General features: G+C 56.4%; 19 protein-coding genes (1 of these 19 running past the window's edge). 12 read left to right on the top strand and 7 right to left on the bottom strand.

The window, feature by feature from the left end:
* The 3 genes from hrpB to FY156_15245 all read left to right on the top strand — a co-directional run.
* A protein-coding gene (gene hrpB, locus FY156_15255; protein UXS02737.1) for an ATP-dependent helicase HrpB crosses the window boundary here: on the top strand, positions 1-762 show its final stretch. 1725 nt of this gene lie to the left of the window's left edge; 762 of the gene's 2487 nt are visible here — the last part of the coding sequence; its start codon lies off the left edge, out of view; it ends in the stop codon at positions 760-762.
* Between the two features lie 3 nt (positions 763-765).
* The gene (locus tag FY156_15250; GenBank protein ID UXS02736.1) at positions 766-2094 is read left to right on the top strand and encodes an ActS/PrrB/RegB family redox-sensitive histidine kinase; all 1329 of its coding nucleotides are present in this window, start codon (positions 766-768) and stop codon (positions 2092-2094) included.
* A gap of 72 nt (positions 2095-2166) precedes the next feature.
* Positions 2167-2757, top strand: a complete 591-nt coding sequence (locus tag FY156_15245) for an ActR/PrrA/RegA family redox response regulator transcription factor (GenBank protein ID UXS02735.1) — start codon at positions 2167-2169, stop codon at positions 2755-2757.
* A gap of 7 nt (positions 2758-2764) precedes the next feature.
* On the opposite strand, the gene FY156_15240 is transcribed toward FY156_15245, so the two are convergent.
* Positions 2765-3250 carry an MmcB family DNA repair protein gene (locus FY156_15240; protein ID UXS02734.1) on the bottom strand — a complete coding sequence of 162 codons (486 nt, stop codon included), beginning with the start codon at positions 3248-3250 and terminating at the stop codon, positions 2765-2767.
* A 183-nt stretch (positions 3251-3433) separates the two neighbouring features.
* Here FY156_15240 and FY156_15235 point away from each other — a divergent pair, with 183 nt between their 5' ends.
* Complete coding sequence (locus FY156_15235) at positions 3434-4129, top strand: L,D-transpeptidase (protein UXS02733.1); 696 nt, start codon at positions 3434-3436, stop codon at positions 4127-4129.
* Positions 4130-4223: 94 nt separating this feature from the next.
* Here FY156_15235 and FY156_15230 read toward each other — a convergent pair whose 3' ends face one another.
* The 4 genes from FY156_15230 to hslV all read right to left on the bottom strand — a co-directional run bounded on the left by FY156_15230 (position 4224) and on the right by hslV (position 9575).
* Complete coding sequence (locus tag FY156_15230) at positions 4224-6392, bottom strand: malate synthase G (GenBank protein UXS02732.1); 2169 nt, start codon at positions 6390-6392, stop codon at positions 4224-4226.
* A gap of 120 nt (positions 6393-6512) precedes the next feature.
* On the bottom strand, positions 6513-7472 hold the full coding sequence (locus tag FY156_15225) for a DUF1402 family protein (GenBank protein ID UXS02731.1): 960 nt from the start codon (positions 7470-7472) through the stop codon (positions 6513-6515).
* Positions 7473-7667: 195 nt separating this feature from the next.
* Positions 7668-8975, bottom strand: coding sequence for an ATP-dependent protease ATPase subunit HslU (gene hslU, locus FY156_15220; GenBank protein ID UXS02730.1), 1308 nt, complete (start codon positions 8973-8975; stop codon positions 7668-7670).
* 75 nt (positions 8976-9050) lie between these two features.
* Entirely contained in the window at positions 9051-9575 is a 525-nt protein-coding gene (gene hslV, locus FY156_15215; GenBank protein ID UXS02729.1) for an ATP-dependent protease subunit HslV, read from the bottom strand.
* A 200-nt stretch (positions 9576-9775) separates the two neighbouring features.
* On the opposite strand from hslV, the gene hisB reads away from it, so the two are divergent.
* The 7 genes from hisB to FY156_15180 are packed head-to-tail and all read left to right on the top strand — an operon-like array spanning position 9776 to position 14399.
* Positions 9776-10372 (top strand): imidazoleglycerol-phosphate dehydratase HisB, encoded by a 597-nt coding sequence (gene hisB, locus FY156_15210; GenBank protein UXS02728.1) that lies wholly within the window; start codon positions 9776-9778, stop codon positions 10370-10372.
* 23 nt (positions 10373-10395) lie between these two features.
* Positions 10396-10887 carry a DUF2628 domain-containing protein gene (locus FY156_15205; protein UXS02727.1) on the top strand — a complete coding sequence of 164 codons (492 nt, stop codon included), beginning with the start codon at positions 10396-10398 and terminating at the stop codon, positions 10885-10887.
* 1 nt (position 10888) lies between these two features.
* Entirely contained in the window at positions 10889-11539 is a 651-nt protein-coding gene (gene hisH / locus FY156_15200; protein UXS02726.1) for an imidazole glycerol phosphate synthase subunit HisH, read from the top strand.
* A gap of 1 nt (position 11540) precedes the next feature.
* On the top strand, positions 11541-12290 hold the full coding sequence (gene hisA, locus FY156_15195; protein UXS02725.1) for a 1-(5-phosphoribosyl)-5-[(5-phosphoribosylamino)methylideneamino]imidazole-4-carboxamide isomerase: 750 nt from the start codon (positions 11541-11543) through the stop codon (positions 12288-12290).
* Complete coding sequence (gene hisF, locus FY156_15190; GenBank protein ID UXS02724.1) at positions 12287-13063, top strand: imidazole glycerol phosphate synthase subunit HisF; 777 nt, start codon at positions 12287-12289, stop codon at positions 13061-13063. The genes hisA and hisF overlap by 4 nt, the downstream gene beginning before the upstream one ends.
* Positions 13064-13077: 14 nt before the next feature.
* Positions 13078-13401 carry a phosphoribosyl-ATP diphosphatase gene (locus FY156_15185; protein ID UXS02723.1) on the top strand — a complete coding sequence of 108 codons (324 nt, stop codon included), beginning with the start codon at positions 13078-13080 and terminating at the stop codon, positions 13399-13401.
* Positions 13402-13430: 29 nt separating this feature from the next.
* On the top strand, positions 13431-14399 hold the full coding sequence (locus FY156_15180) for a type I pantothenate kinase (protein UXS02722.1): 969 nt from the start codon (positions 13431-13433) through the stop codon (positions 14397-14399).
* Between the two features lie 51 nt (positions 14400-14450).
* Here the strand turns inward: FY156_15180 and arfB are convergent, their stop codons facing one another.
* Together arfB and FY156_15170 are read right to left on the bottom strand one after the other, a co-directional pair.
* On the bottom strand, positions 14451-14885 hold the full coding sequence (gene arfB, locus FY156_15175; protein UXS02721.1) for an aminoacyl-tRNA hydrolase: 435 nt from the start codon (positions 14883-14885) through the stop codon (positions 14451-14453).
* Positions 14886-15001: 116 nt separating this feature from the next.
* Entirely contained in the window at positions 15002-16612 is a 1611-nt protein-coding gene (locus FY156_15170; GenBank protein UXS02720.1) for a phosphoenolpyruvate carboxykinase, read from the bottom strand.
* A 317-nt stretch (positions 16613-16929) separates the two neighbouring features.
* Here FY156_15170 and FY156_15165 point away from each other — a divergent pair, with 317 nt between their 5' ends.
* Positions 16930-17676 (top strand): response regulator transcription factor, encoded by a 747-nt coding sequence (locus tag FY156_15165; protein ID UXS02719.1) that lies wholly within the window; start codon positions 16930-16932, stop codon positions 17674-17676.
* Positions 17677-17688 lie beyond the last annotated feature (12 nt).

Raw genomic sequence — 17688 nt, 5'->3', positions numbered from 1 at the left:
CGCAGCGATATCGAAGATGAGATGCCACACCTCATCGAAACGCAGGATCAACTGTTCTTCGACAAGGCCAGCGGACAGGTCAGGGCACGTCGCGTGACGCGCCTTGGCGCCATCATTCTCGATGAAGCGCCTTTGCCAAAGCCGGAGGGACCGCAGGCCGCACAGGCACTCGCCAACGGGGTACGCGAATTTGGGCTGTCGATCCTGCCATTTTCAAGGGAAGCGGACCAACTTCGCGAGAGGATCGGCTTTCTTCATGCCAGCATTGGAGACCCCTGGCCGGATGTCAGCGACGAAGCTCTGACAGCACGCCTGGATGAATGGTTCGTACCATTCCAAAACAGTGTCCGCAGTCTTCAGGATATTCGCTCCGGCAGCCTTTCCGAAGGGCTGATGTCACTTGTTCCACACGAGGTGGTGCGAGAGCTCGCGAAATTGGCGCCGACCCACTTCGAAGCGCCGACAGGACAACGGCACCCAATCCGTTATGACGGAAGCGAACCCACACTTTCCATTCGTGTACAGGAACTGTTCGGACTTAAAGCGCATCCGACGATCGCGCAGGGCCGCTTGCCACTCGTTCTGGAATTGACCTCTCCCGCTCATCGACCGATACAAACGACACGCGATTTGCCTGGTTTCTGGTCGGGGTCGTGGAAAGATGTGCGCGCTGACATGCGTGGCCGGTATCCACGTCACCCGTGGCCGGAAGATCCGGCATCCGCGCAACCCACCAACCGTGCAAAGCCACGTGGAACGTAAGCAATGAAACCCGTAAAAGAAACGAAGACGGCAATCCAGGCAATCGAAACGACGAGACTTGGTCGTGCCAGCCGAAGAATCAGGCTGCAGACAATCGTCTGGCTGCGTTGGCTTGCCGTCGCGGGTCAAAGTGCAACAATTCTCTTCGTCGCCCTCGGCTTGCACTTCCCGCTGCCACTCCTGGCGTGCTCGCTGCTGATCGCCGCGCTGGCGCTGGCCAATCTGTTTCTGACAGCTCGTTTTCCATCCACCTACCGCCTGGAGCCCTGGGAAGCGACGTTGTTGCTCGCCTTCGATCTCTTGCAGTTGACGGCACTCATCTACATCACGGGAGGTCTCTCCAACCCCTTCGCGCCTTTGATCTGCGTACAGGTCATTATCGCTTTCGCTTCGCAACCGCTGAGGCACTCTCTTATTCTTCTCGCCTTCGCGGTCATTTGCTCGACAGCGATCGCTTTCTCGCCCTTCCCGGTTCCATGGTATCCGGGCGAAACTTTGCCGATCCAGCTTCTGCTGCATGTTGGCACGTGGTTCGCCATTATCGCGACGACATCGTTTGCAGCATTTTACGCCTACCGTGTTTCCCATGAAGCCAATCAGCTTGCCGATGCTCTGGCAGCAACGGAACTCGTTCTCGAGCGTGAAAAACACCTGTCACAGCTCGACGGCCTCGCGGCGGCGGCTGCGCACGAGCTTGGGACGCCACTTGCAACCATCAGCGTCGTCGCCAAGGAGATGGAGCGAGAACTCGGGAATGACGAACGTTTGGGAGAAGACATCGCCCTTCTGCGCAGCCAAAGCGAACGATGCCGCGATATCTTGCGACGCCTGACCTCACTTTCAGCCGACAGCGAAGAACATATGCGTCGTCTGCCGCTTTCTTCCCTGCTTGATGAGGTCATGGCACCTTATCGCGAATTCGGCATCGAGCTTGAACTGATCGAGAAAAATAACCGCGTCGATGAGCCTGTCGGCATCAGAAACGCCGGCATTATCTATGGTCTCGGCAACCTTATCGAAAATGGCGTGGATTATGCGGGAACGAAAGTCACAGTGACCGCCGCCTATGATGCCCAGACGGTAAAAGTCGCAATTGAAGACGACGGACCTGGTTACGCCTATGACATTCTCGCCCGCATTGGCGAACCCTATATGACAGAGCGCCACAATGATGCCCGCGCAGGCGGATTGGGGCTCGGTCTATTTATCGCCAAGACTTTGCTGGAACGCTCGGGTGCGACCGTGACATTCGAAAATCGCGGCGTGACCGAGAGCGGAGCGCGAATCACAATCGTCTGGCCCCGCGCCCTTATGGACGATAAAAGCCACTGAACGCTTTACGATCCGATTTGAAGAAGCGATAAGAAGACAACAGGCTCAGGAAGTTGCCGGAAGGCCGGAACCATGAATACAAAAGATCAAGCCCCTCTCGATGACAAGGCGATTGCCGACGAAAACGATCCAATCGGCGCCGACAAGTCGCTGCTGATCGTCGATGACGACGGCCCGTTTCTCCGCCGCCTGGCTCGCGCCATGGAAACGCGCGGGTTTAATGTCGATACCGCCGAGTCGGTCAGCGAGGGCATCGCCAAGTCAAAGGCGACGCCACCGAAATATGCCGTCGTCGATCTTCGACTTGGAGATGGCAATGGGCTGGAAGTGATCGAGGCCATCAGGCAAAGCAGAACGGATACGCAGATCGTAGTTCTGACGGGCTACGGAAATATCGCTACCGCCGTTACCGCGGTCAAACTCGGTGCGCTCGATTATCTCGCAAAGCCGGCCGATGCCGATGATGTCTTTAATGCGTTGACGCAGCGCAAGGGTGAAAAGACTGAAGTTCCAGAAAATCCGATGTCTGCGGACCGGGTACGCTGGGAGCATATTCAGCGGGTTTACGAGATGTGTGAGAGAAACGTCTCGGAAACCGCTCGACGTCTCAACATGCATCGCCGTACCCTGCAGCGCATTCTTGCGAAACGCGCCCCTAAATAAACGTCGGTCATTCTCCGAAGCTGCGGCCCGTTGTCCATTCCGCCAACATGAGGCGGGTGGCCGCAGTTCTGGAAAAATCCAGCATCAGTGATTTGCGCGTGGCAGGTGGCAGTTTGTGCTCCGGCGCTTCCCGCAGCATATGAGCGCCATATCCGTCGGAAAGGATGAGGCCGCAATCCTCCGGAAAAATGTCGATCGGGACTTCGGCATGTGTGGCAAAGAACAACCGGTCGCAGTGCAACCGGTAGTCCGGCCATTTGCGGTCGACACGGAAATCCTCAATCGAGGATTTAATTTCGACAATCCAGATTTCACCCTTGACGGACAGGCTGATGAGGTCGGCTCGTCGCCCGCTCGCCAGAGGCAGTTCGGGCAGAACAGAATGGCGCATCTCATGCAGCAAGATCTGCACGCCGCGCCGCACCAGCATGGCCTTGTCCGATTGGCGACCATCAATTAACGGATTGTTATTGGTGACGGAAAGAATAGTCATGGATAACGCATTCAAGGACGTGTGAACTATTGTTGCAAAAAGACAATGAACCGGCAATTTTACATGCTGTGGCTCGTTGCCGAGGCGCTACGGCTTGCCAAGCGCAGCTTAATGGAAAATAACCCCATTATCCAATTCAGCCTACTCTTTCGCACAATTTGGCGAATTTTCCGCGAGAACGACATGCGCATCCGTACATCATTGACCGCACTTGGTCTGACGGCAGTACTGGCTCTGGCCGGCTGCGCCGAGACCACTTCCCAATCGTCCGACAAGCCCGTCGCATCCGCGCCGGCGCCTGTTCCGACAAAGGTTGAAACCGTCCAGATTTTCAACGACGTTTACGGCCCTGTCACGGACGCCGGTTACGCCCTTCCAGCTATCCCGATCAACCGCGTCAATGAGAAGTTCCGTCGCCAGATCGTTGAATTCCAGACTCCTGAAAAGCCGGGCACAGTTATCGTCAACACCCGTGAGCGTTTCCTCTATTACGTCATGCCGGGTAACCGCGCCGTTCGTTACGGCATCGGCGTTGGCAAGGCAGGCTTTGCGTGGGCCGGTGAGGCCTATGTCGCCTGGAAGCAGGAATGGCCGATGTGGCATCCGCCAAAGGAAATGGCCGACCGCAAACCGGAAGTCGCGAAGTACGTCGAAGCCGGCATGGGGCCTGGCCTGACCAACCCGCTTGGTGCACGCGCAATGTACCTCTTCAATGAAAAGGGTCAGGATACCCTGTTCCGCATCCATGGATCGCCTGAATGGGCGTCGATCGGCACGGCAGCGTCTTCCGGCTGCATCCGCATGATCAACCAGGACGTGATCGACCTTTACAGCCGCGTCCGTCCGGGCCGGAACACCAAGGTTATCGTGATCCAGTAATATCCGGATCAAGACCAGAAAATGAAAAAGCCGCCAGGACATCCCGGCGGCTTTTTTGTTGGCTAGCGGCGGGAATACCCGCCGCTTTTGCAAGTCAGGCGGCCTGCCTTGCTTTCAACTCGAGACGGCGACGGTGCAGAACCGGTTCGGTGTAACCGTTCGGTTGCTCGCGTCCTTTCAGGACCAGTTCGACGGCAGCCTGAAAAGCAATGGAACCGTCAAAATCGGGTGCCATTGCCAAATAGGCGGCATCACCAGCATTCTGACCGTCGACCACAACAGCCATGCGTTTCATCGTTTCGACAATCTGTTCTTCCGTCACGACGCCGTGACGCAACCAGTTTGCCATATGTTGTGCGGAGATCCGCAGAGTGGCGCGGTCTTCCATCAAGCCGATATTGTTGATGTCCGGAACCTTCGAGCAACCCACGCCCTGGTCGACCCAACGGACGACATAACCCAGAATGCCCTGGGCGTTGTTATCGAGTTCGCGCTGGATTTCTTCTGGCGTCCAGTTGGGGCGAGATGCGACAGGTACCGACAAAATGTCGGAGAGTTTCGCCCTGCCTCGGCTCTTCAGGTGATCCTGAACAGCCGCGACATCGACCGTATGATAGTGCGTTGCATGCAGCGTCGCCGCCGTCGGCGAAGGCACCCATGCCGTGTTGGCACCAGCCCTGGGATGCGCGATCTTCTGCTCCAGCATCGCTGCCATCAGATCCGGCATCGCCCACATGCCCTTGCCGATCTGAGCATGGCCGGCAAGACCGCACTCCAGACCAATGTCGACGTTCCAGTTTTCGTAAGCCGCAATCCAGGCCGCCTGCTTCATGTCGCCCTTGCGGATCATCGGGCCTGCTTCCATGGACGTGTGCATCTCGTCACCGGTACGATCGAGGAAGCCGGTATTGATGAATACAACCCGGTCCTTCGCCGCACGAATACATTCCTTGAGGTTGACCGTCGTACGGCGTTCCTCATCCATGATGCCCATCTTCATGGTGTTTGGTGTCATGCCGACAAGCTTTTCGACCCGCGTGAAAATTTCGTTGGCGAAGGCCACTTCTTCCGGCCCATGCATCTTGGGCTTGACGACATACATCGAACCGGCGCGCGAATTCTGCCGACGGCCAGACGGACCGACATCGTAAAGAGCAATCAAAGCGGTAACGACGGCATCCATGATGCCTTCCGGAACCTCACGCCCATCCCTGTCGAGGATTGCAGGATTGGTCATCAGATGCCCGACATTTCGAACCAGCATCAATGACCGTCCATGTAACGTCACGGCGGAACCGTCCGGGCCGGTATAATAACGGTCGGGGTTCAATTTGCGGGTGAAGGTTTTTCCACCTTTTGAAACTTCTTCGGTCAGATCGCCGCGCATCAGACCAAGCCAGTTGCCGTAGACGAGAACCTTGTCTTCCGCATCCACTGCAGCAACCGAATCCTCGCAGTCCATGATCGTGGTCAGGGCCGATTCAAGTATGACATCGGAAACTCCCGCGAGATCGGACTTGCCGATTTCCGTCGACGGATCGATGACGATTTCGGTGTGCAGACCGTTCTTGCTCAGCAGGATCGATGACGGGGACGCAACATCGCCGCCAAAGCCGGCGAACTGCGACACATCTTTCAAACCTGTGGTCTTGTCGCCAACGGAAAGCTGCAAGACACCGTCCAAGATCTTGATACCAGTCACGTCCGACCAGCTCGCGCCGTCCAGGGGCGCAGATTGATCAAGGAAGTTTCTCGACCACGCGATGACCTTTTCGCCGCGTTTCGGGTTATAGCCCCTACCCTTTTCAGCACCATCGTCATCGGAAATCGCATCGGTGCCGTAAAGCGCGTCATAGAGCGAACCCCAGCGCGCGTTCGCAGCGTTCAATGCATAGCGCGCATTCATAACAGGGACGACGAGTTGCGGACCGGCGACAACGGCCATTTCGGCATCAACGTTCTCTGTCGAGACCCTGAAATCCGGTCCTTCCGGCAAAAGATAGCCGATCTCTTTCAGAAAGTTTTCGTAAACGCCAAAATCCAGCGGGGCACCATTCTGACGGTACCATCCATCCAGCTTTTCTTGCAGAGCGTCACGCTTTGAAAGAAGCTCGCGATTTTTTGGCGAAAGATCGTGGACGATACCCGAAAAGCCTTCAAAAAAGGCCTCACGGTCAAGACCTGTCCCGGGCAGGACCTCTTCTGTCAGAAAAGCATAAAGCCTGTTGTCGATGGAAAGACCGAATTTATCCGTGCGGCTCACATGCGCCTCCTCGTGTTCATTTCGTCTAAATTGAACAATGAGGGTGGGCTACGTCAATCGCGTGAAGCAACCAAATATTATTTCCAGATTGGAAACAATGTAAACGATAATGGTCTTTTCTTACAAAAGCCCCTGCAAATCCTTGATACGATCATTCACCAGCCAGCCGTAATAATTTTCTTCCGGCAAGATGACATCACCGCCTGCGCGCTGACGGTTTTTCTGCGCAAGGGCCGCGGCGCGGTTCTGAGAGCCGCCAACGTTATACAAAGTCGAGGTGACACCGGGATTCCTGGAAATATCCATATCCGCGATGGATTTGTAATCGTCGATCGACTTGCGGATGGACGCTGCCATGAAGGCCAATGACCGGTCCGGGTCCATGATGGCTGTGTAGACGGCCGCGGCATCGTTTTCGTCCAGTCTTTCATAACCGGAAGTCCTCGAGACCATGTCCGTCAACATCAGCGCTGTCAGCGGATTGATCTGGCCGAGACCAAACGTCTGCCCGGCATAAAACGGCTGGAAAAAGACCGCGCTGAAACGATTGTCAGGATAGGATACGCCATCAACCTTCTTGCCGCGGAAGCTGTCGTCCCACACATCTTCCCGGCAGCTCCAGAGAGCGTAGGAATCCTTTTTCGACTGACATTTGCCGAACTGCGAATGCGACAAAAACTGCGCGATCGATTCATCCTTGTAACCGAAGCGGAAACTGTTTCCTGCATAGGACGCAGCCTTGACATAATAGGATTGCAAACGGTCGTAGGCATCGACGTTGTAAGTGTGTTCACCAACGATAGCGCCGATCATATGGATTGGATCAATACCATATCGTCCCGCCGTCGCCTTGATCTTGCCGATCAACGCCTTGTCTGAAGACAGAAGTTCAATGACTTTCTGGTACTTGCGCTCGTAAGACGTATTGGACGCTTTCGTGCGGCGCGCGGACGCGCCTGGCACGCCCGGCTGTTCGGCATTGCGATTTCCAGGCGGCACGACCGTCACAGCTTCAGCGAAAGACGACGACACAGTCGTGAAGGTCAGAGCAACGGCGAATGCCAGAAGAGTTTTGCGCACGAGCGAATGCCTTTTCTCAGGCCGGCTTGTCGAAAACAAGAGTTGAGGAAAAACCGGCCGCGTCCATAGAGCGGTTCCAATCGGAATGCAGTGCCTCTCCCATAAACAAATTGCGGGCCGAAGGCGAGACGAGGCTGGTAAAATAAAAGAGTGCGGCAAATATGGCCGCACTCCAGATATTATTGGATAAGACGCTTAGAGAATATAGCGCGACAAATCCGTATCGGCAGCAAGATCACCGACATGTTTTCGGACATATTCATGATCGATCTTCACCGACGAGCCACCACGATCCGGCGCGTTGAACGAAATTTCGTCCAGAACCCGTTCCATCACCGTTTGCAGACGACGTGCACCTATGTTCTCGACAGACGAGTTGAGGTGAACAGCGACATCAGCCAAGGCATCGATCGCATCATCCGTGAATTCCAGATCCAGTTCTTCCGTCGCCATCAGCGCCTTGTACTGACGGATCAGGCTGGCCTCGGTTTCGGTCAGAATGCGTCGGAAATCTTCCTTGGTCAGCGGTTTCAGCTCGACGCGGATCGGTAGACGTCCCTGGAGTTCCGGCAACAGGTCGGAGGGCTTCGCCACATGGAAGGCACCGGACGCGATGAACAGGACGTGATCCGTTTTCACCGGACCATACTTGGTTGAAACGGTCGTGCCCTCAACAAGCGGCAACAGATCGCGCTGCACGCCTTCGCGAGAAACACCTGCCCCCATACCGCCATCACGTGCGGCGATCTTGTCAATTTCGTCGAGAAACACGATGCCATCGTTTTCCACCGACTTGACCGCCTCGCGCTGGATCATTTCGTTGTCCAGCAGCTTGTCGGACTCATCACGAATAAGATCAGCATAGGACTTGGAAACCGTCGTCCGAACCTTTTTCGTTCGGCCGCCCATGGCCTTTCCGAACATTTCAGACAGATTGAGGACGCCGATGTTCGCGCCCGGCATACCGGGAATGTCGAAGCCGGGCATGCGAGAACCGGCATCGGCAACCTCGATATCGATTTCCTTGTCGTCGAGTTCTCCGTCACGCAGCTTCTTGCGGAAGTTTTCGCGTGTTGCAGGGGATGCTGTCGATCCGACCAGTGCATCGAGCACGCGCTCCTCGGCGCTGGCATGTGCCTTGGCCTGCACTTCAGCGCGCTTCTTTTCGCGAACCAGTCCGATACCGATCTCGACGAGATCGCGGATGATCTGCTCGACATCGCGGCCGACATAGCCAACTTCGGTGAACTTTGTCGCTTCGACCTTGATGAAGGGAGCACCAGCCAGCTTGGCAAGGCGACGGGAGATTTCCGTCTTGCCGACACCGGTCGGCCCGATCATCAAGATATTCTTTGGCATGACTTCATCGCGCAGGCTCTCATCAAGCTGCTGACGCCGCCAGCGGTTGCGCAGCGCAATAGCAACAGCGCGTTTCGCATCGTGCTGGCCGATAATGTAACGGTCCAGTTCCGAGACGATTTCCCGGGGAGAAAAAGTGGTCATCCTATCCTCTTGGCTTTCCTGCCCCGACCGGCCGTGACGGCCCGGTCCACAGGACCCTTGGGTGAGATAAAATCGTTATTCGGCGTCGAGTGTTTCAACGACGAGGTTGTGGTTGGTATAAACGCAGATGTCCGCAGCGATATCCAGCGCCTGGCGCGCCACATCTTCCGCAGACTTGTCGGTGTCCATCATGGCGCGCGCCGCCGCGAAAGCATAGTTGCCGCCAGAGCCAATAGCGATCGCACCATGTTCTGGTTCCAGCACATCTCCATTGCCTGTAATGGCAAGGGTCGTCGACTTGTCGGCAACCAGCATCATGGCTTCGAGATTGCGCAGGTACTTGTCCGTGCGCCAATCCTTGGCAAGCTCCACGGCTGCACGCATAAGCTGGCCCGGATATTGTTCGAGTTTCTTCTCGAGACGATCGAGTAGCGTGAAGGCATCTGCTGTTGCTCCAGCAAATCCGGCGATCACTTCGCCCTTGCCGATACGACGGACCTTACGCGCATTGCCCTTCATGACGGTCTGGCCGAGGCTTACCTGACCATCGCCAGCCATGACGACCTTGCCGCCTTTTCTGACTGTAATAATAGTTGTCATCAAACACCTGTCTGCCCGTGTCGGGCGTGTGGTTGGTGGGCCGCATCCGGCCCTTTCCGGTTCTATGTAAGTTTGCTTTTTACGATTGCAATCATCCTGTCGGCCAACGTGGGAGGCCATACGAGACAAGACGATGGAACAACTGGATATTTGCATTCTGTGCTGATAAGGAACGGCAACATTTCCACGGAGCGGCCAAAATGGCAGAACGTAAAGGCGAGATTTTCCGCAAAACCAACGAGACATCAGTTTCGGTTCGCGTGAATGTCGACGGCACCGGCAAATCGACAATTTCCACTGGCGTGGGATTTTTCGATCATATGCTGGACCAACTCAGCCGCCATTCTTTGATCGACATGGAAATCGACGTCAAAGGCGATCTGCATATCGATGACCACCATACCGTCGAAGATACCGGCATCGCCATCGGCCAGGCAATTGCCAAAGCGCTGGGCGACCGACGCGGCATTACCCGCTATGCCGCGCTCGACCTTGCCATGGATGAAACCATGACAAAGGCTGCAGTCGACATTTCCGGGCGCCCCTTCCTCGTTTGGAACGTGAATTTTTCCGCACCCAAGATCGGTACATTCGATACCGAACTGGTGCGCGAGTTCTTCCAGGCTTTGGCGCAGAACGCGGGCATCACCCTGCATATCCTGAACCATTACGGCGCAAACAACCATCATATCGCCGAAACATGCTTCAAGGCCGTTGCACGCGTTCTTCGCACCGCAACTGAGATCGATCCCCGGCAGGCAGACCGCGTTCCTTCCACGAAGGGTATGCTGGCCTAACTGCAAACGCTGTCAGGACGCCCATGACAAGCTATCTGGTTCTCGAAGCCCCTGGTGGGCCGGACAGAGATCACAGAACGACCCGCTTCATTGCAGACCGTTTCGTCTGGCTGGCACTTGTTGCGCCGTGGCTCTGGCTTGCCACCAATCGGCTCTGGCTTGCGGCGATCTTAGTATTTGCGGCACTCATCATCGCCGGACAAATCTCTGCATTAGCCGGATTCGAACCGGTAGGGCTTCTGGTCGGTCTGGCGATATCCGTCATCACGGCGCTGGAAGGCAGGCATTTTCTGGTCCGCCATCTGCTGAAAAAGGGCTGGCAGATGAAATCCATCGTTACGGCCCCTGATCTTTCCTCTGCCGAAGACCTATATTTCTCCGAGCGATCCACGGATGTTCCGGACATGACAATCACCCAGCCAGTATGGGCTCCCAATCCGGAGAAAACTGGCGGAAACAGCTTCATCAACGATCCGGCCGGATCGTTTCTATTCGATCTAAACGGAAGGCGCTGACATGCGTGTCGCGATCATCGACTACGGTTCAGGCAACCTGCGCTCTGCTACAAAAGCTTTCGAGCGCGCCGCCCACGAAGCCGGCATCAATGCAACCATAGAACTGACCGACAAGGCGGATCACGTCGCATCGGCAGACCGCATCGTTCTGCCCGGTGTCGGCGCCTACGCCGACTGCCGTGCCGGTCTCGATGCGGTATCCGGCATGCACGAGGCACTCGTTGAGGCAGTGGAACACAAGGCACACCCGTTTCTTGGTATCTGCGTCGGTATGCAGCTCATGTCGTCGCGTGGTCTAGAAAAGACTGTCAGCCAGGGACTGGGCTGGATCGAGGGCGATGTCGTGGAAATGACCCCTTCCGATCCCAACCTGAAGATCCCGCAGATCGGCTGGAACACGCTGGAAATCCGCCATGCGCACCCACTTTTTGACGGCATCAAGACCGGCCCGGATGGCTTGCATGCTTATTTCGTGCATTCCTATCATCTGGCCGCGAAACACCCTGCCGACGTTATCGCCACAACCAGTTATGGCGGTGCTATGACGGCGTTCGTCGGTCGCGACAACATGGCGGGCGCGCAGTTCCATCCGGAAAAGAGCCAGACGCTTGGCCTTGCCCTCATTTCGAATTTCCTGCGTTGGAAGCCCTGACATGATCCTTTTTCCCGCAATCGACCTTAAAGACGGCCAGTGCGTTCGCCTGAAACTTGGCGATATGGACCAGGCAACCGTCTATAACACCGACCCCGGCGCACAGGCAAAAGCCTTCGAGGACCAGGGTTTCGAATGGCTGCATGTCGTGGATCTAAACGGTGCTTTTGCCGGCGAGAGTGTCAATGGCGCCGCCGTCGATGCGATTCTCAAGGCGACAAAAAATCCGGTGCAACTCGGTGGTGGCATTCGCACGCTCGATCATATCGAAGCATGGCTGACGCGCGGGCTTGCCCGCGTCATTCTCGGCACGGTCGCGGTCCGCGATCCGGTGCTGGTGCTGGAAGCTTGCAAACGTTTCCCCGGTCAGGTGGCCGTGGGGATCGATGCCAAGGGCGGCAAGGTGGCCGTTGAGGGCTGGGCAGAAGCGTCAGAGCTCGGTGTTATCGAACTTGCCAAGCGCTTCGAAGGTGCTGGCGTTGCCGCGATCATCTACACCGACATCGACCGCGATGGTATTCTGGCCGGTATCAACTGGTCGTCGACACTTGAACTGGCCAATGCGGTTTCCATTCCAGTGATCGCCTCTGGTGGACTGGCGTCCATCGACGACATCAACCGCATGCTTGAACCGGATGCGGCAAAGCTCGAAGGCGCCATTTCCGGCCGCGCGCTTTATGATGGGCGGATTGATCCGGCAGAAGCCCTTGCGCTTATTCGGGCAGCTCGAAACAAGGAGGCAGGCGCATGACACTCAAAGCACGCGTTATTCCATGTCTTGATGTAAAGGACGGCCGCGTCGTCAAGGGTGTCAATTTCGTCGACCTGATCGATGCGGGAGACCCCGTCGAAGCAGCGAAAGCGTATGACGCAGCCGGTGCCGATGAACTTTGTTTCCTCGATATCACCGCCTCCTCCGACAATCGCGACACAATTTTCGACGTCGTCTCACGGACTGCCGACCATTGCTTCATGCCTGTGACGGTTGGCGGCGGCGTTCGCAGTGTCGGCGATATCCGCAAGCTTCTGCTGTGCGGCGCCGACAAGGTGTCGATCAACTCTGCTGCCGTCAAGGACCCGGATTTCGTAGCGCAGGCCGCCGACAAATTCGGCAACCAGTGCATCGTCGTGTCCATAGACGCCAAAAGAGTTTCAGGCGATGACGAGGCTGCCCGCTGGGAAATATTCACCCATGGCGGGCGGCAATCCACCGGCATCGATGCGGTAGAGTTCGCTATCAAGATGGTCGAGCGTGGCGCTGGTGAGTTGCTTGTCACCTCCATGGACCGGGACGGCACAAAAAGCGGTTACGATATCGCCTTGACGCGCGCCATCGCCGACCAGGTTCGGGTACCGGTCATTGCCTCCGGCGGCGTCGGCAACCTCGATGATCTGGTGGCTGGTGTTCGTGATGGTCACGCGACGGCCGTGCTGGCGGCATCCATTTTCCACTTCGGCACTTATTCTATCGGCGAAGCCAAGGCCTACATGGCCAACCATGGCATCGCCATGCGCCTCGACTGACAGCAGGAAACATCATGAGCGCATTTTCCCTTACTGATCTGGAGCGCATCGTCGCAACCCGCGCAGCCGCGTCCCCGGACGAATCCTGGACCGCAAAGCTTGTTGCGTCGGGCCAGGAGCGCGCGGCCAAAAAGCTCGGTGAAGAAGCCGTTGAGACAGTGATCGCCGCAATTGCCAAAGATCACGACGGCCTGAAAAACGAGGCCGCCGATCTGCTCTTCCATCTGCTGGTGGTTCTGAAGATTGCCGATATCCCCCTGGCCGACGTTCTTGCGGAGCTTGAGCGCCGCACCGGCCAGACCGGCCTTCAGGAAAAAGCATCGAGGCCGAAATCATGACGACCATGGCACGCAGCGGGGAGAGAGGCATGCCAGGAACACTCGATCACTTTCGCGCCGATGAATATTCGCCCTACCACTTCTTCAGCTCGGAAGAATGGGCAAAGTTTCGCGCAGACACACCGCTCACCCTATCGGGTGACGAAGTAAAACGGCTTCGTTCGCTGGACGACCCAATCGATCTGGATGAAGTACGGCGGATCTATCTTTCGCTTTCGCGCCTGCTCTCGTCGCATGTGGAGGCGTCACAGCTTCTTTTCGAACAGCGCAACCGCTTCCTGAACATGGCTGACGTTAACAAGACGCCCTTCGTGATCGGTATTGCCGGGTCGGTGGCTGTGGGCAAATCGACAACCGCGCGTATTCTGAAAGAACTGTTGGCCCGCTGGCCATCCAGCCCAAAGGTCGACCTGATCACCACGGATGGATTTCTTTATCCGAACGAGGTTTTGCGCCGCGACAACCTGATGGAGCGTAAGGGTTTTCCCGAAAGTTACGATATCGGCGCATTGCTGCGCTTCCTTTCGGCGATCAAGGCGGGGCAACCGAACGTAAAAGCACCGCGCTATTCGCACTTGACTTACGATGTATTGCCGAACGAATACACCATCGTCGATCAGCCGGACATCCTGATCTTCGAGGGCATCAATGTTCTGCAATCGCGGGATTTACCGGCCGGTGGGCGCATCGTTCCCATCGTTTCCGATTTCTTCGACTTCTCGATCTATATCGATGCGGACGAGGGTCTCATTCACAACTGGTATGTGAACCGGTTCATGAATCTTCGGAAAACCGCATTCCGCGACCCGAACTCATTTTTCAACCGTTATGCTTCGATCAGCGAAGACGCCGCACTGAGCATTGCGGAGGGTCTCTGGCAGAATATCAATCTGAAAAACCTCCGCCAGAACATCCTGCCGACGCGACCACGCGCCGATCTCATTCTCAGCAAAGGCAAGAACCACCTGATCGAAACGGTGGCCCTGCGCAAACTCTGACAAAGCGCTTCTAAGGTGCGGAGCGCTTGTGCAGAAGATACGCACAGCGCTCTAGTCTCCAGAGGGTTTGCCGCGCATCTTCTTGACGTCGGAACGACCGGACTTTTCCTTCAGCCGGCGTTCCACGGAACCGCGTGTCGGCTTGGTTGCTTTTCGGACAGGCGGCGGTGGCGCGGCCGCTTCGAGAATAAGCTCCTTGAGACGGTCGCGGGCGTCTTCGCGGTTTCTGTCCTGGCTTCGAAACCTGCTCGCTTCGATCATCAGCACGCCGTCCTTGGATACGCGCCGACCGCCAATCCTGATGGCGTTGGTTTTGACGCGGTCCGTAAGTGAGGGCGAACCAGCAATATCGAAGAAAAGCTGGACTGCCGTCGAAACCTTGTTGACGTTCTGGCCACCCGGACCGCCGGACAAGACGAATTGCTCCGTCAGCTCCCAGCCGGCAATGGTGATACGGTTACTGATGTAAAGCGGGGCGCTGGCCATGATCTTTCTCCGCGCCGGTCATGCCACAGATCTTCAAAAATGAAAACAGCGGCAAAAACGGAAGAACCCGGCACCAAGGCCGGGTCCCCTCCTCTCCCACTAACGCAGGATGCCATTCATTCAGCGGCAATCAAAAGCCCAGGCGCCGCGTCGCGAACCGTGCTGTCGACGTGATCTTCGAACTTCGTGAAGTTCGCTACGAACATCGAGACAAGCTTCTTGGCCTGCGCATCGTAAGCGGTACCGTCAGCCCAAGTCGAGCGCGGATCGAGGATCGCATTGTCGACGCCGTCGAGAGACAGCGGTACTGCGAAACCGAAATTCGCGTCGGTACGGAACTGAGCATTCTTCAGTTCGCCGGTCAGAGCAGCGGTCAGCAGGGCGCGGGTCGCCTTGATCGGCATGCGCTTGCCGATGCCGTACGCGCCACCGGTCCAACCGGTGTTGACCAGCCAGCAGTCAACGCCATGCTTGCCGATCAGTTCACGCAGCAGATTGCCGTATTCGGCCGGATGACGCGGCATGAAAGGTGCGCCGAAGCATGTCGAGAACGTTGCTTCCGGTTCCGTCACGCCCTTTTCCGTACCAGCGACCTTTGCGGTGTAACCGGACAGGAAGTGGTACATCGCCTGCTCCGGTGTCAGCCGGGCAATCGGAGGCAGGACGCCGAAGGCATCAGCCGTCAGCATGATGATCGTCTTCGGATGGCCGGCAATACCGGTTTCCGATGCGTTCGGGATGAAGTGCAGCGGGTAGGCACTGCGGGTATTTTCCGTCAGCGAATTGTCGTTGAAATCCGGAACGCGGTTTTCATCGAGAACGACATTTTCCAGAACGGTGCCGAAACGTCGTGTCGCGGCGTAGATTTCCGGCTCAGCCTCTGCCGACAGCTTGATCGCCTTGGCATAGCAGCCGCCTTCGAAATTGAAGATACCGTGCTCACCCCAGCCATGTTCGTCGTCGCCGATCAGTGTGCGCGACGGATCAGCCGAGAGCGTGGTCTTGCCGGTGCCGGACAAGCCGAAGAATACGGCAGAGTCACCTGCCGGACCGACGTTGGCCGAACAATGCATGGGCATGACGCCCTTGGCTGGCAGCAGATAGTTCAAAACGGTGAAGACCGACTTCTTGTTTTCGCCAGCGTAAGACGTACCACCAATCAGGACGAGGCCCTTGGTCAGATCGCAGGCAATGACCGTTTCCGAACGAACACCATGGCGCGCCGGATCTGCCTTGAAGCTTGGAAGATTGATGATCGTCAGCTTCTGGCTGAACGATGCAAGTGCTTCCTTCTTCGGGCGGATCAACAGATTGCGAATGAACAGCGAATGCCAGGCGAGTTCGGTGACAACACGGGTCGGAAGTGCATTTTCCTCGTCCGCACCACCGATCAGATCCTGGACGTAAAGCGTTTTTCCAGCCGCATGAGCGAGCATGTCCTGATGCAGAATCTCGAAGTGTTCAGGTGACAGCGGCTTGTTGTTGTCCCACCAGATCTTGTCTTCGGTCGAGGCATCGCGGACGACAAACTTGTCCTTCGGCGAACGGCCGGTGTGCTGGCCGGTAACGGCGCGAAGTGCACCGTCAATGGTCAGTTCCGCTTCGCCGTTGCGGATTGCCTGCTCATAAAGTTCGCTTTCGTTGAGGTTATAAAAGACCTGAAAAGCCTCTCCCAGTCCGAGTTCCGAAACTCCGTTGGCAGGATTATGAACCCCAAGCTCATTCATGACGCGTTCCTTAGTTGAGAAAGATAAGGCCGTTGAAATTTCCTCGAAAATACGTGCTGGCTTTTGGAAACGCAAGAGCGGCATTTTAAATAATATAGCAATTTCAATATATTAATCGATTTAAAAGATTTTATTTCTTTTTAAATCGGTTGAAGTCGCATTAGAATCCATCGGAACGCATTTCCGGAAATTCCATCGCCACAACTTTGATCGGCACCCGCCCTTTTTGCTTTGCCACAATTTGTTCCACCTTTATACTCATGAGAGGAACTCACGGCGCATAACCTGGCTGGGTGAATGTCGGGAGTAACGATAGAATGACGATGGAGACCAACTACATGCAGACAATCGCGCTTGTGGACGACGACCGGAATATTCTCACTTCGGTATCGATCGCGCTTGAAGCCGAAGGCTACAGGGTCGAAACGTATACGGACGGTGCTTCCGCACTGGACGGGTTGATTGCGCGCCCGCCGCAGCTCGCCATCTTCGACATCAAGATGCCGCGTATGGACGGAATGGAACTGTTGCGCCGCCTGCGACAGAAGTCCGATCTGCCGGTTATTTTCCTGACCTCGAAGGACGAGGAAATCGATGAGCTCTTCGGCCTGAAAATGGGAGCCGACGACTTCATCACCAAACCGTTTTCGCAGCGACTGCTCGTCGAGCGCGTCAAGGCAATTCTGCGCCGTGCCAGCAGCAGGGAAGCATCCGCTGCAACCGGAAGCACGCTCAAGCCGACGGCCGATCAACAGGCCAGAACGCTGGAACGTGGTCAGCTTGCAATGGATCAGGAACGCCATACCTGCACCTGGAAGGGTGAACCGGTCACTTTGACGGTAACCGAATTCCTTATTCTGCACTCGCTTGCGCAGCGCCCCGGCGTCGTGAAGAGCCGCGACGCACTGATGGATGCGGCCTATGACGAGCAGGTCTATGTTGACGATCGCACGATCGACAGCCACATCAAGCGGCTTCGCAAGAAGTTCAAGCTGGTCGATGGCGACTTCGACATGATTGAAACGCTTTACGGCGTAGGCTATCGCTTCCGCGAAGCAGCGTGAGAACAGCCTGAA

The organism is Agrobacterium tumefaciens, from assembly GCA_025559845.1.
GTDB lineage: Bacteria > Pseudomonadota > Alphaproteobacteria > Rhizobiales > Rhizobiaceae > Agrobacterium.
This window is presented reverse-complemented; position numbering and strand designations above follow the sequence as displayed.

What these genes read in the sequence shown, in the direction of transcription:
- FY156_15250 (UXS02736.1), top strand. Translation starts at nt 766, where the DNA reads ATGAAACCCGTAAAAGAAACGAAGACGGCAATCCAGGCAATCGAAACG.
- FY156_15245 (UXS02735.1), top strand. Translation starts at nt 2,167, where the DNA reads ATGAATACAAAAGATCAAGCCCCTCTCGATGACAAGGCGATTGCCGAC.
- FY156_15240 (UXS02734.1), bottom strand. Translation starts at nt 3,250, where the DNA reads ATGACTATTCTTTCCGTCACCAATAACAATCCGTTAATTGATGGTCGC.
- FY156_15235 (UXS02733.1), top strand. Translation starts at nt 3,434, where the DNA reads ATGCGCATCCGTACATCATTGACCGCACTTGGTCTGACGGCAGTACTG.
- hslU (UXS02730.1), bottom strand. Translation starts at nt 8,975, where the DNA reads ATGACCACTTTTTCTCCCCGGGAAATCGTCTCGGAACTGGACCGTTAC.
- hslV (UXS02729.1), bottom strand. Translation starts at nt 9,575, where the DNA reads ATGACAACTATTATTACAGTCAGAAAAGGCGGCAAGGTCGTCATGGCT.
- hisB (UXS02728.1), top strand. Translation starts at nt 9,776, where the DNA reads ATGGCAGAACGTAAAGGCGAGATTTTCCGCAAAACCAACGAGACATCA.
- FY156_15205 (UXS02727.1), top strand. Translation starts at nt 10,396, where the DNA reads ATGACAAGCTATCTGGTTCTCGAAGCCCCTGGTGGGCCGGACAGAGAT.
- hisH (UXS02726.1), top strand. Translation starts at nt 10,889, where the DNA reads ATGCGTGTCGCGATCATCGACTACGGTTCAGGCAACCTGCGCTCTGCT.
- hisA (UXS02725.1), top strand. Translation starts at nt 11,541, where the DNA reads ATGATCCTTTTTCCCGCAATCGACCTTAAAGACGGCCAGTGCGTTCGC.
- hisF (UXS02724.1), top strand. Translation starts at nt 12,287, where the DNA reads ATGACACTCAAAGCACGCGTTATTCCATGTCTTGATGTAAAGGACGGC.
- FY156_15185 (UXS02723.1), top strand. Translation starts at nt 13,078, where the DNA reads ATGAGCGCATTTTCCCTTACTGATCTGGAGCGCATCGTCGCAACCCGC.
- FY156_15180 (UXS02722.1), top strand. Translation starts at nt 13,431, where the DNA reads ATGCCAGGAACACTCGATCACTTTCGCGCCGATGAATATTCGCCCTAC.
- arfB (UXS02721.1), bottom strand. Translation starts at nt 14,885, where the DNA reads ATGGCCAGCGCCCCGCTTTACATCAGTAACCGTATCACCATTGCCGGC.
- FY156_15170 (UXS02720.1), bottom strand. Translation starts at nt 16,612, where the DNA reads ATGAATGAGCTTGGGGTTCATAATCCTGCCAACGGAGTTTCGGAACTC.
- FY156_15165 (UXS02719.1), top strand. Translation starts at nt 16,930, where the DNA reads ATGACGATGGAGACCAACTACATGCAGACAATCGCGCTTGTGGACGAC.